The organism is Pseudomonas sp. SWRI68 (genome assembly GCF_014269165.1).
Taxonomy (GTDB): domain Bacteria; phylum Pseudomonadota; class Gammaproteobacteria; order Pseudomonadales; family Pseudomonadaceae; genus Aquipseudomonas; species Aquipseudomonas capeferrum.
This window is the reverse complement of the sequence record NZ_JABWRU010000023.1, coordinates 1-12,592: the sequence shown is the minus strand read 5'-3', so window position 1 is coordinate 12,592 and position 12,592 is coordinate 1. Positions and strand designations below refer to the sequence as shown.

13 protein-coding genes and 2 pseudogenes are annotated in these 12,592 nt (G+C 55.4%); 6 read left to right on the top strand and 9 right to left on the bottom strand.

Annotation, left to right across the window (positions count from 1 at the left end; genetic code table 11):
* Nucleotides 1-27 precede the first annotated feature (27 nt).
* From HU770_RS23305 to HU770_RS23280, 6 genes are all read right to left on the bottom strand, one after another.
* A complete protein-coding gene (locus HU770_RS23305; RefSeq protein WP_186665734.1) occupies nucleotides 28-1,185 on the bottom strand; it encodes a glutathionylspermidine synthase family protein in 1,158 nt (385 codons plus the stop codon).
* A 2-nt stretch (nucleotides 1,186-1,187) separates the two neighbouring features.
* A complete protein-coding gene (locus HU770_RS23300) occupies nucleotides 1,188-1,907 on the bottom strand; it encodes a DUF1190 domain-containing protein (RefSeq protein WP_186665731.1) in 720 nt (239 codons plus the stop codon).
* 28 nt (nucleotides 1,908-1,935) lie between these two features.
* Nucleotides 1,936-2,361 carry a DUF350 domain-containing protein gene (locus HU770_RS23295; protein WP_033700365.1) on the bottom strand — a complete coding sequence of 142 codons (426 nt, stop codon included), beginning with the start codon at nucleotides 2,359-2,361 and terminating at the stop codon, nucleotides 1,936-1,938.
* A 12-nt stretch (nucleotides 2,362-2,373) separates the two neighbouring features.
* On the bottom strand, nucleotides 2,374-2,973 hold the full coding sequence (locus HU770_RS23290) for a DUF2491 family protein (RefSeq protein ID WP_095065265.1): 600 nt from the start codon (nucleotides 2,971-2,973) through the stop codon (nucleotides 2,374-2,376).
* 129 nt (nucleotides 2,974-3,102) lie between these two features.
* A complete protein-coding gene (locus tag HU770_RS23285; protein ID WP_238347543.1) occupies nucleotides 3,103-3,507 on the bottom strand; it encodes a DUF3077 domain-containing protein in 405 nt (134 codons plus the stop codon).
* On the bottom strand, nucleotides 3,504-3,761 hold the full coding sequence (locus HU770_RS23280) for a hypothetical protein (protein ID WP_033700369.1): 258 nt from the start codon (nucleotides 3,759-3,761) through the stop codon (nucleotides 3,504-3,506). Before HU770_RS23280 ends, HU770_RS23285 begins: the two co-directional genes overlap by 4 nt.
* A 345-nt stretch (nucleotides 3,762-4,106) precedes the next feature.
* On the opposite strand from HU770_RS23280, the pseudogene HU770_RS23275 reads away from it, so the two are divergent.
* The 3 genes and pseudogenes from HU770_RS23275 to HU770_RS23265 form a co-directional block, all read left to right on the top strand.
* Nucleotides 4,107-4,311, top strand: a pseudogene (locus HU770_RS23275) (arsenical resistance protein ArsH); the annotation flags it as partial.
* 200 nt (nucleotides 4,312-4,511) lie between these two features.
* A complete protein-coding gene (locus tag HU770_RS23270; RefSeq protein WP_186665729.1) occupies nucleotides 4,512-4,949 on the top strand; it encodes an acetyltransferase in 438 nt (145 codons plus the stop codon).
* A 173-nt stretch (nucleotides 4,950-5,122) separates the two neighbouring features.
* Nucleotides 5,123-7,030, top strand: coding sequence for an acyltransferase family protein (locus HU770_RS23265; RefSeq protein ID WP_186665727.1), 1,908 nt, complete (start codon nucleotides 5,123-5,125; stop codon nucleotides 7,028-7,030).
* Between the two features lie 62 nt (nucleotides 7,031-7,092).
* Here the strand turns inward: HU770_RS23265 and HU770_RS23260 are convergent, their stop codons facing one another.
* On the bottom strand, nucleotides 7,093-7,326 hold the full coding sequence (locus HU770_RS23260; protein WP_238338560.1) for a hypothetical protein: 234 nt from the start codon (nucleotides 7,324-7,326) through the stop codon (nucleotides 7,093-7,095).
* Nucleotides 7,327-7,605: 279 nt separating this feature from the next.
* Nucleotides 7,606-8,451, bottom strand: a complete 846-nt coding sequence (locus HU770_RS23255; RefSeq protein WP_186665725.1) for a hypothetical protein — start codon at nucleotides 8,449-8,451, stop codon at nucleotides 7,606-7,608.
* Nucleotides 8,452-9,347: 896 nt separating this feature from the next.
* On the opposite strand from HU770_RS23255, the gene HU770_RS23250 reads away from it, so the two are divergent.
* The 3 genes from HU770_RS23250 to HU770_RS23240 all read left to right on the top strand — a co-directional run bounded on the left by HU770_RS23250 (nucleotide 9,348) and on the right by HU770_RS23240 (nucleotide 12,254).
* Nucleotides 9,348-9,824, top strand: a complete 477-nt coding sequence (locus tag HU770_RS23250; RefSeq protein WP_186665723.1) for a hypothetical protein — start codon at nucleotides 9,348-9,350, stop codon at nucleotides 9,822-9,824.
* A 574-nt stretch (nucleotides 9,825-10,398) separates the two neighbouring features.
* Nucleotides 10,399-10,953, top strand: a complete 555-nt coding sequence (locus tag HU770_RS23245; protein WP_346014126.1) for a DUF4145 domain-containing protein — start codon at nucleotides 10,399-10,401, stop codon at nucleotides 10,951-10,953.
* Between the two features lie 470 nt (nucleotides 10,954-11,423).
* The gene (locus HU770_RS23240) at nucleotides 11,424-12,254 is read left to right on the top strand and encodes a hypothetical protein (protein ID WP_186665719.1); all 831 of its coding nucleotides are present in this window, start codon (nucleotides 11,424-11,426) and stop codon (nucleotides 12,252-12,254) included.
* 51 nt (nucleotides 12,255-12,305) lie between these two features.
* On the opposite strand, the pseudogene HU770_RS27170 reads toward HU770_RS23240, so the two are convergent.
* Nucleotides 12,306-12,473: pseudogene (locus tag HU770_RS27170) on the bottom strand (lysis protein); the annotation flags it as partial.
* Between the last annotated feature and the right edge of the window lie 119 nt (nucleotides 12,474-12,592).

Here is a 12,592-nt window from a genome sequence, read left to right as displayed (position 1 = left end):
GTTTCAGCTGCCCCGCTTCGCGGCCCGTCAGTCCAGCACGACATGCGGCAAAAACCGCGAGCTGTCCTTGGTAATCAGTGAGTCATCCTCACGGATGCCGATACCCGCCGCTGTGTCACCGACTACCCACGAACCGATCAGCGTGTAGCTGTCAGCAAACCTGGGCAACGGCGCAAACCCTTGCAGGATGTACGGCGCATCGTTGTAGGGCCCGTCTTCGAACACCCGCTGCCCCTCGCCGGTGCGGATGTCCACATTGGCCCCTTCCCGCGAGAAATACGGCTTGCGTACCCAGCCCTTGGGCACAGGCCGCGAAGGGTTATCGTCGATGAAGGCCGGCAACAGGTTGGGGTGGCCTGGGTGCCATTCCCACAGCAACGGCAAGATGCCCTTGTTGGAGATCAGCGCCTTCCACGGCGGCTCGATGAACTGCGTGTCACAACCTGGGATGGCCTTGCCGAAGGCTTCGTGGAAAATGTGCTCCCAGGCGTGCAGCTTGAACAAGCGCTGAATCGGCTGCCCCTCCAGGTCAACGAAACGCCCCTCGCCATTCAGGCCGATGTCCTCCAGGTCGATATGCCGGGTGGGAATACCGGCGTGCGCGGCCATCTTGCGCAAAAAGTCCGTTGTGCCACGGTCCTCTACCGAGCCCGAGATGGTCGAGAAGTAGAACGTGCCCTGCCCCTGCTGCGCGGCAAACGCCTGAATGAGGTCTGCGGCCAGGGTATTGAACTGGCTGGCATGCGCGGGCAGAACGCCCCGCTGGATCTGCTCTTCAAGCCAGATCAACTGGAACGCCGCCGCCTCGTACAGCGAGGTAGGCGTGTCGTAGTTGGCCTCGATCAGTTTCACCGGGCCATGGCCGTCATAGCTGAAGTCAAAGCGCCCATACAGATGCGGCTGCCGCGCTAGCCACGAGTGCCGCACCAGGTCGAAGAATGCCGCAGGAATGGCCAGGCGCGTCATCAGCGCCTCGCTGTCGACGATACGATCAACGGCGTCCAGGCACATCGCGTGCAGTGCTTCGGTCGGGGCCTGCAAGTCGCGCTCGACCTGGGCCTGGCTGAATTGGTAGTAGCCCCGCTCGTCCCAGTAGCGCTCGCCATCGAGGGTGTGGAAGGCAAAGCCCTCTTGTTGGGCAGTGGCGCGCCAGCCTGGGCGCTCTGCGAGCTCGACCTTGCGCATGCCTACCCCCCGAAGAAGCTGCCGGACTTGCCGCCCCAGCCACTGCGGGCCGTGGCCTGGCTGCCAAAGCCACCCCGCGAGATGGACGCAGAGACGGCCGAGCGCGACGCCGTGCGGCCTGACGCGCCATAGCCAGCACCGCCCCCGCCGGACGAACCGCCACTGCTGCTCTGCTCGTCCTTGTTGGTGCGCTGAATGCCCCCGGCCACACCATAACGCTGCCCAAGCAGGCCACTGCGCTGCCCGGCGCCGTCGCGATAGGTATACAGCGGCTGCGCGCGATAACGGCGGTCGGCGCTGTTGGTCATCTGCCCCAGCAGCATGCCAGCGACCACGGCGGTGGCGACGTGGCCATAGCCGCCGCCCTGAGCGTGGGCCGCATCGACCTGGGACTGGGTGACTTCGCCTGCGGTGTCCAGCTCGAACCCGCTCATGCGGGGCATGAAACGGCCACCGGCGCCTATCTGGCAACCGTCAGGGGCGAATTCGGCTTCGCAGTCGGGCTTCGATACATAGGTCGGGGCGGTGCGCCGGTACTCGGCCAGCGCCTGCTTGTAGGCATCGTTGCACGCCTTCTCCGGCACCTTGTCGTTGACGCAGGCTTCGACACTGCCGTAGTTCACCTGCTGGCTGACGGTGTAGGTTTCCTCTTGCGGGCTGCACGCGGTCAACGCCAAGGGCAGCGAGCTGGCCAGCACCAGCTTGACGGAGCTTCGTCTCATTGGGGGTTTCATGGGGGCTCCTAGTGCGTCAGGCCGACGGGGTCATGCAAGCCGAATTGAGTAAGCCGACGCTGATCGCCACGCTGGCAGCGTAGATGGCAGCGGCCAGTTCGCCTGCGGCGATACGCCTGGACAGGCCGCGCAGCACCAGGCTGGTAAGGCCGAAGGCAAGCAACTGCACCACTGCCGCAATCACTACCCAAGCCACGACGTCCAGGATGCCGACGCTGTAGGCAATGATATTGCTGGCCGGCAGCGAAAAGCCGATCAGCGAGCCGCCCAGGGCAATGGCCGCGGCCGGGTTGTTCTCACGAATGAGCGCGAACTCGCGGTGCGGAGTAAGGCGGGTATAGATGAACTGGAACAGCCAGAACAGCAACAGTGCCACGCTGATATAAAGGATGAAGCCAGTCACTGCAGTGGCATTGAGCGACAGGCGCAGAGCGTCGAGCATGGTGAGTCCTTGTCAGGTTACGTGAAAGTCCGTGGGGTGTAGGGTGACGCCCAACGAAGTGGTGAAAGTGGCGTTGCCCTGCTCGTCCTCCTCCGCTGACAGCAGCAGGAATTCGCGACGCTCTGGCAGGCCGGTATCGCGGGCGTAGAGCATCGACAGGTGCTGGATGCCATAGCGCGCATCAGGGCTGGTCACGCGCTCGTGCAACGGAACCAGTTTGGCCTGGCCTGCCTCCTGGCCCCACTGGCGGGAATACAGGTAGCCGTCGTGTTCGTAGATCGGCAGGCCGACCTTGGACTGGCTGCCGACAAGGCGCTGAAGGTGCGACGCGTCGCGGATCGGTACAGCGCTGTGATAACCGAACAATACGGTATCACCCACTTCGCTACCGTTCATCAGCACTTGCAGCCAATAGTCTTCGTCGTCCAGATAGAAACGCAGCAGGTGCATCGAAGCACCGAGGTCGACCTCGCCGATGGCCCAGACCGTTTCCGGGCCGGGAACCAGCAGTTGCGAATGCCCCTCAAGCAATGGTTTGAGTGACGCAGCGGGTGTGAACCGGCGACCGCTGAGCAAGCCAAATGGCGGCGTGGCACTAGGCGAAAGTGGCATCGTAAACGTCCTGAAGCGGGGCAGTCCTTGCGAGGGGCGACACCTTAACGGGTTTGGCCGCCCGAGCCAATTCAAGCACTGTTTGCGAAACACTGTTGCGGGGGCAACAGCCAACAGCCCCGAGACGCATCAGCGTTGTTTACGCATACCCATGTGCGCATCATCCATCAGCGCCTTGGCCATTTCGCAAAGAAAGTGCGAAGCCCAGACCAGCACAGGTTCGTCGTCCATCACACCGATGAACGATGCCCGTCGTGAGCAATCCAGCAGCAGCGAGGCCTGCTCGATGGCATGGTTGCAGCAGTTGCCGGCTTCAACGCGAAACAGGCGCTTTCCCTTTATCACGCCGTCCATGCACGACGCTGAACCTACGGTCAAAACGAGCGTGCCGGTGCCTTCTGGTATTGTCTTGTCCATTTCAAATCCCCTTGCGCTGTCGCGCAGAAAACAACCTTTGCATTCGAGTTGACGACCCAGTGGGCGCGGGTTACCCGCGAAGGGCTGCAAGGCAGCCCCGGCACGGGTGAACGTCAATGCAACGTATGCATCTGCGGCCGTTGCGTCAGTTGCACCTGCGCAACCGCCGATTCCAGCAATGAGCGCACGGCCTCCATCTCGTGCATGACTGCCAGGGTCATGATCGAGGCGGGCGACTTGGGCAGCGTGGAGACGGCGTGATGGGCGACTGCCAAGGCGCAGAGTACGTACTCCGTGGCCTGGATCAGGGTGTCTTCGAGGTAATGAGTGGCATCGGGGGAGCAAGGTGGGTCAGGGACGATCTTGAGCATGACAACCTCCAGACAACATTAAAGTCGGACCGTCGCCAAATCACTTGCAGATGAATGGGTGGCGGCTACGTGCGGGCCTGCAAGACCGGACTTGGAGGTCAATTGCCCGGCTGGCCCGAGGGCCACCCACACGCAGCCACCATTGAGCAAAGCCAACAGCCACTGAGACCAATCCAAGCTACGGGCTTGCAGACCCGGTCGTTGAATATGCAACGACCCAGCGAGACTAGGGGGCTCAGCTTTCCATCGCAATGACGCAATGGCCTGCAAAGGGTTATTCAGAAGCGTCCTACAAGGAAGAGCCAAAATCTGATTATTCATATGTGCAAGTCCTGTTCATGCGCACATGGTTCCCTATCGGCCGTGTTCAAGGCACCGATCGATTGGATACCCCTGGCCCTTGGCGCCGTGCGCCCCACCCAAGGCAAAACCCTAGCCGTGAGGCAAGTATGCGGCGGCTCGCAGTCGTTCAAACGACAGCGGCCGCATGAAGCCATCGCCGTATAGCGCCGAACAGCTTACCGCGCGGGTGAACCAGTGTTCGATCTGAGCACGTGGTGTTTGCAGGGGCTCTGGCCTTGACGCCCCCTGCGGCGCCCAGTATTTTTTCGGCCCCTTCCTTTTCGGCTACCTCTGCTGTGCACCGCCCAGGCGTTAAATCGCGAAGCGGGCATTCATGATGCCGACACTTATACGGTCGCCACTCAATGGCGTGCCGCTATCCGTCATCAAGTGCAAAAGGTTGCTTTCATGATCATTCGTCAGGCCAACGCCGCCGACCACCCGCTGCTGCTCGACATCTGGCTGCGCGCCGTGCGCGCCACTCACCATTTTTTGCAGGCATCCGACATAGACGCGCTGCTACCTCAGCTGCGCGACGTTTACCTACCCGCAGTCGAGCTGTGGGTCGCAGTCGATGCTGACGACTGCCCGCAGGGCTTTATCGGGCTGAATCAGCACCATGTGGAAATGCTCTTTATCGATCCCGATTTGCGTGGGCAAGGCATTGGCCGCGCGCTGCTGGATTACGCCCGCGGTTCGCGCAGCGCATTGAGCGTTGATGTGAACGAGCAGAACCCCGAGGCCGTGGGGTTTTATCTGCATTACGGGTTTGTGCAAACGGGGCGCTCTGCGCTGGATGGCGAGGGGCGGCCGTTTCCGTTGTTGCATATGAGCTTGCCTGGCTAGGCACCTAGCAAAATCGTTCCTGCGCCAGGGCGCAGGGACGATTTCCATGCAGCGCGACAGCATCGCGGTCCGAGCCACCGAAAGGGTGCGCTGACAACTCCGATAGTCATTGGTTCCGGGTGGATTTGTGGATACAATTTCCGGCTGTCGCAGAAAAACAAACCGGGATCTCGATGTCTACTATCAGGGTTGATATACAAGTCTTACGCGGGCTTGCCGTCTTATTCGTCGTTCTAGAACACTTGGCTATCCCGGGATTCCACTATGGATATCTGGGCGTAGACATATTCTTTGTCATCTCTGGCTTCTTGATTACATCAATTGTTTCAAGAGGACTAGCGCGCGATAAGTTCTCCTTCAAAGAATTCTATCTTCGCCGCGCCAAACGCCTGCTGCCTGCTTCGTTCGTAACGATCCTTGCAACTATCATTGCGGCGAAACTCTTCCTGCCACCCATGCAGATTGAATCGCTGAAGCAACAGATCATCGGTGCGCTGACCTTCTCCACAAACTTTGTATTGTTGAGCCAGGCGGGTTACTTCGACCTTGAGTCTGCGACCAAGCCTTTACTGCACATGTGGTCGCTCGCGGTTGAAGAACAGTTCTACTTCTTTGTCCCAGCGCTGCTGGCCTTCACCCCGGCCAGGCACTGGCGGAAGATCCTGGTGGTGCTGGCCATCGCCAGCTTCGTTGGCTGCCTGTACCTGTCCTTGAGTAACCAGTCGGCAGCGTTCTATCTGCTTCCGACCCGGGCGTGGGAACTGCTGATCGGCAGCATTGCGTCCATGCTCGTGCACAGTGCCGCCGTCAAGAACGTCACGTCGAAGCTGGCTGTGCCTGCGTTCGCCGTGCTGCTGGCATCGCCCTTCGTCAACTCTGGCCTGTCGCACCCTGGCCTTGACGCAGTGGTGGTTTGCTTCGCCACTGCCATCGTACTTCTGGCGAATCACCGACTGATCAACAGCAAGGTTTGGACACCCATCGAGAAAGCGGGCGACATCTCCTACTCCCTGTACCTGGTCCACTGGCCAATCATCGCGATCGCGAACGCCTCAATCGGCACCGAGAGCATGACGGTGAAAGCGACCCTGCTAGCCGCTTCGTTGGTCACGGCCATCGCACTGTACAACCTGGTGGAAAAGCCTTTCCGGGTTATGCAGTACGGCTTCAAGCCATCGCTGGTCGTCTTCCCTGCCCTTACCCTGGCACTGTTCGGCCTTTCGCATTCCTTCCTCAAGGTCCAGTCGGCGGAGAAGATCGAGAAGCTGTTCGCACCTAACTACGGCCTCGACCGGTCCTGCGGCACCAATATCTATAAAGACACCGAGAAGTGCCGGACCTCGCAAGATCCGAAGATCATCGTGTGGGGCGATTCCTATGCAATGCACAACATCCCTGGACTGTCGCAAGCGCAGAAGATTGATATCCGCCAAGCCACCCGCAGTGCCTGTGCGCCCTTCCTGAACACAGCGCCCAATACCAAGCGCAGCGACTTCGAAGCGCAAGCGCGTCAGTGCGTTGGCTTCAACGACAGCACCTTCAAGTTCATCAGCGACACCCCGTCGATCAAGACCGTTATCCTGGCCGGCTCCTATGGCCAGTACATGCAAGACACCTTCGAGTCGATTTCCTTCGACACCAGCGGGGTAATGCAGATTGAAAAGTCGACCCCAGAGCGCGCCATGAAGGATATGCAGGTGGTCGTCGAGAAGCTGAAGGCACTGGGTAAGCAGGTAGTCATCATTTCTCCGCCGCCCCCCATCAACACCACCATCGTGAGCTGCATTCAGGCCGAAATGGCCAGTCCATCGCTCACCAATCAATCCAGCAAATGCCTGCTCGACAGGAAGCTGTTCGAGCGCTCCCACAAAAATGTGCTCAACCTGATGAAGTACGCCGAGACTAGCCTCGGTGCCAAGGTGATCTACCTGTCCGACGCACTCTGTGATGCCAAGTCGTGCAAAACCATCATCGATGGCGTCCCGATCTACCGAGATCCAGGCCACCTGAGCAATACCGGTTCTGTGAAGCTGTACCAGAAAATGCCTAACATCCTGGCCGGCATCAACAGCAATAGCTAACGGCAGCAGGTCAGTTGGATTGCATGCGGCGCCTGTTCTGATCGACCGGCGCCGCGGTCATTTCAGCTTGCCCGCTCGATCATCGGCTTAACAGTGATGCCTTGGCGTTTCGCCTCCGCTATCGCGCCCGGCTCGTAGAGCTTGGCCTCTCGATTCCGGATCCAGAAGTGGGCTCTGCGCTTGCGATCGAAGGTCTGGGTTTCCTGATAAACTGCCGCCACTTCCTTCATGATTTGGATCTGGGCTGTGAAGCCAGATGACCCGTCCTTGCGCTTGCGCTGCGTGATGGCTCCCATCGGATTTGCTCCATGGCTGATTTGCTAAACAGAAGCAACGCCTGTAGCAAAACCAGCAAGAACCGGAAAAAGCGACGACAAACAGAGACCCCAAAATGCCACTGAAACAAGCAGAAACCCCAGCAACCTCAGGCGATTTGGTCGTTAGGAGGTTTTCTGTCGCGCCGATGATGGATTGGGCAGGCGTTTCCTGAAGGCCAGTATTTTCGCACCCTTCAGGCTGCTTCCTCTAAGCGCGTACCATTTTTGTACCATTCTACTCATTCTACGGTTCTCGCTTCACGCAAAGCCTTCCTTGCCAATGAGAGGCAGAACGTCACTTTCAAAAATCGAATGGGCTAACCGTCCATTGGGTTTGTAACCCTCGATCCCCTCCAGCGGCTCAATGAAACCGCCGACCGCTACGATGACGTACTTCAGATGAGCACCTTTGAATTCTGAAATGCGCGGAGGAAGGTGTTGAATCACCGATGCCATCCCAGGGTTCTGCTGTTTGAGGAATTTATCAAACGGTATTTGCCGGCGACGCAATTCGCTGAGTAGTCCATGGTTTGCCAAATCTTCTGGCAACCAGGTGTCTCTTGTAAAACTATCCTCCAGAACTATCGACGGCAGCATGGAGCTTTGCCTGGGATTATATGGTTGCTGCTTAACTGTCAAATCAACAATGCAATATGGGGGCGCGATAACAATGGCATGTGGCGCAGCAAACTCACCCACATCAAAAGTCCAGAAATAACGAGCAGTCTCTCCAGAACCACTAGGAAAATTAATAGTAAGGCATGATTTTGCCACATAATTCCAGACACCCAAGCGATCTAACATCCGCCCAAGCATGCCAGATGTATCGACACATGCCCCCATACGTCCATCACGCTCGACCTCCGCCCTCAGCACCTCTGCTGCTATGTCGATTCTTCTACGGGCTTCTTCTAAGTACTCAGGGGTGTAGCTTTTTACTTCCACATACTGTGCGTACAACTCCAGATAGCGCGAATCTTTTCGTTCCTGCTTGATAAAGTTTGGATCATCGCAAAACCCAACATTCTCAAATGAAATTCCATGGGATTTGAATTTCACCTCGAGCTCACGTTGCTTTGCTGGATTGGAAAGTTCCCAAGTCATGTCATCCCTCGTTCGTTAAATAGGCCATCAAGCCAACCACAATTTCAACCTATACAAATCATGCTAGTTTAGCCAAGCCCAAAACACATCCCAATTGCGCTGCAGCAGGAACAGAAAAAGGCGCCGAGGCCCGCACTATCGGGGCTTCGGCGCCTTCTTGCATCTGGTATCAGCGTGTGCACGGGCAAAGATTGGAGTTGAATGGTGCATGATTTGCCGCATTTTGTCCCTAGGAGAGCCCGCCCCTGTTCACGAAGGCCGAGCCGCGCCCCCCATGTTCCTACTTTGACCTGGGATAGGGATTTGAACCCGCCCGAGGATCTCAATAGGCCTCAGGAGGCCAGCATACACGGTTATTATTGCTTCAGCGGATGGCCTGCTTAGGCCTAGCAGGCCCTAGAATCTGCCCTAAATTTGCCCTAAGAATTCTCGTACCTGTAGCATGCGCATGGATGACCAAGCCTCGACTACAAGCTGGCACTCTTTAGCTGTGGCACCTGAATCAGGTCGCCATCAGAGCAGCCCTGGAGGAGCTCTCGCTATGGGCGAGCCATCGCGGCTCAGTTCACATACATGAAAGCGTCATGGCCGCTTTAGCCACCCTCAATATCCACGCTGAGGCTATCTCGTCCGGGGTAGCACGCTTGCGGTCGTGAGCGATCCCGCGATCACTGGGCCGTTGGGCTCCATGATCCGCGCCGACGATGGATTGGGACCATCTTCCTAGACCCCTTACTCTACAAGGGATCTGAGCGACAGAATTGACTCTAGTACAAATTTTGTACCACCAGCCACGCTTTCGATAGCACCTACTCAATCGCGGTTACGATGAATTTCTCCTCGCTTGCCGGCGCTTTGCTATCATCATGATCCTTCTCAACCCAGCAGGAATACCGATGTACTATTTAGAGGCAGCGAGCTTTGCCCTTAGCGCTATGGCTGCTGTAGGTACCTTTGTTATTGCAATCGTTCTGGGACGGTTATGGCGCTCCTATGAACTCGAAAACAGGGCGCTGAGAGTTCAGCGAACCCTGGCGGCGGTTCAAATCCCTGAGCACGTATCTCCAATCCTGACAAAAGTCTTATGGAGTGACTTTAGTGGTACCGATAACATGGAGCAGCGAAACGTCGGCAAGATTTTTGGGGCTCTAGACTATTTTGAAAACTTGGCCATTGGTATTAGAGCAGGTGTTTACGATGAGCGGCTAGCCTATGAACGGTTGGGCGAGGCACTTCCTAAATTTTATTTCACCGTGGTCAAGCTAGTCTATGTATCACGAAGTCAGGGCACCGCACCCGCTCTATACATCCAATTAGACAGACTTGCACGAGACTGGCAACGATCCTCGCCTACGCAGTCGGAGATCGCATGATGCCGACGCCATACGAGATCATTGAACAACACTGCTCCAAAAACAAAATAAACTCGTGCACTCGTGACTTAGCGTTTAGCGTATATTGCCAGCAGTATGAAACTCTGGCAAAAGATCCAACATTAACACCCGCCCTAATCAATACCATCCTACTATCTGACGCTAGCGTTAACGCACACGTCCGGGCTGCGGAAGACACCATTTCGGAGCATGTAGAAAACGAGCTGAAAAGCTTGAAAAAAGAGCTTGCAACAAAATCGTTCGGTTGGTCAATTCTTTCAGGCATAGTAGGAAACGTACTTTACTCATTGCTTCTTATAATAATATTTATCCTAGCCAAAGATCAAATTGGCACCTGGCTTTCCAGCCTATCAAAGACATCCACATAGCTAACCTGAACAAATTTGAACATGTCGTACATTCATAACCATAAACCCTTTCCATCCAAATACAGAAGCTAGCTTCAGGAGAACAGTGTATGTCGAGGGAACATACCCCACCAACCTTTCACAGTGAGCGCTTTCATTGTCCGCACCCAACATGTGGCGCATTTGCTCACATGGTTTGGAGCAAAGTGGCTGATGACGTCAGCTTAGCGGCTTGCTCTAGTTGCGATGAGGTTTCAATCTGGCGGCGATATTTTGTACAGGTCGGCTTGGGCACGCAGCTTAAAGGAACGATGCTGTTCCCCACTGCCACTAGCGCTCCAGCTCACCACCCTGACATGCCTGAAGATATCCGAAGCGACTACGAAGAAGCTCGTCTAATTTGGGAAACGTCTCCCAGAGGATCTGCAGCACTGCTCCGGCTCGTGGTCGAAAAGCTCTGCAACCATTTAGTCGGTAAGAAAGGTGACATCAATAACCAAATTGGCACTCTCGTTAAGACAGGACTATCCCCCAAGGTCCAGAAAGCACTTGATAGCATCAGAGTGATCGGGAACGAGGCGGTTCATCCTGGCACGATGGACCTCAACGACACCCCGGAACTTGCGCTTGCGTTGTTTCGCCTAGTGAACTTGATCGTCCAGTCTTGCATTACGGACCCTCGTGAAGCTGATGAAATCTATAGCGCCTTACCTGAACCAAAACGCAAAGGTATCGAGCAGCGCGACAAGCCTAAAGAGTGAAACCGACCGTCTTTGACGAAAGAATCGCGCCCAGAGCGATGTTGCCACCCAATAAGCAGCCTGATTAAGCAGAATAATAAGTGGACACTTCGAACATGTCATTAGACAACATAAGGCCCATCCTAATCCAAGATTCGAAAGAGCCACTTTTCGAAAGCTCGTTCGATCACACGCTGAATTGCGAATGCGGACAGCCGTTACTAAAAAATATAAGCTTGCGACAGGTAATTGGTCTAGATATAAAATGCTTTTCTTGCCAGCGAATCACCAGAACTCCAAGCTGGCCTAGTGACGAGCCTTTTCCTAGCAATGGTATAATTACCATAGGGACATCTGGCGACTTCCCGCTCCGGGGGTGCTTCAAATTACCCGAAAGCGTTTCCTTCACTTGCGACCAAGAAGCAATCCAGTCTGAACCCTCAAACAACACGATTGCCTTCAGCACCAGCATCGGATTCTCTGAGGAAGTCATGCATCAGTTTACCGATGAACTTAATACCTTTAGCCAAGGAGAACTAAACAAAGCACTCTCCAGAACACAAAGAGCCTTCGAGTGCAAAAACCCCATGTATTTAAACTACCCACCCGCGTGGGGAATTTTACAAATTAGAAGGGTAATCATGGAAAAAACCCTTCATCATGACCACCAAACAGACATGGCAGGTTTTTCATACCTTCATTTACTGGGAGATTTACTACGCCGCTGGCAACATCATCCTTTGATCAGTCTTCTATCAAAAGCCAGTATCGTCGAATTCCATCACACTATCGCTTTACTCGTCACAGCTAGCTATTTAACGGATGCTGGCAATGCCATCGGATTCACAAATACTCCGAAAGAAAATTCAGCATCTGCTGATTTATACATAAATATAAATGCAACCGAACGAATTCAGCTCGAGATAAAAACACCTAAAGAGCTTCAATGGCCGCACAAAACACCACACCCCGACAAACTTGAAGACTTCCTTAACAAACTAATAAAAAAAGCAAAAAAACAAATTAACTCCAAGCTTGGAGGAATCATTGTCATTGGCGCATCAGCCTTTGGTCGCAAACAGATGCACGCATTAGACCAAGCAATTAAAAACCTTATAAGGAAAGGAATGATTTCAAATTCATTCCTCGGCATAGCACGCATTTATACCGATTTGCAGCCTGACTTTGGCGACACCTCCATAGAGCCAGTAACTGCGAGGGTATACAGCAGGATCGAGTTACACACTAATCAGCGATACGCAGGTGGCGTTAATATCAGAACAACTCCTAAGCCCAGCAAGGGAAAACCAAGTCGTTCATAGCCACTTAGAGACCCGGGCAGATGACCAAACCTACCCGGTTCGCCGGTTTGACTATCTAATCACCTCCTGTACGTAGGCCTGGCAGGCCTGCAATGCGATCAGCCCCCGGTCACCTTCGTCGGTGATGGCGATAATTCGTTGAGCATGCGCTGGGTCAAGTTGGGCTCGTACGGTTGCATGAACCAGGCTTCCGGTGCCGGCGGCTTCTCGCACCCCGCTGTCACAACGAGTGCGATCCATGAACCCCACCTACCGCCAGATGGAGCTTCGATTTACCGTTGCATCTCCGGTGAGCAGTTCCACGGCAGCAGCGCTTCGTAGTCCTCTACCGACGAGGC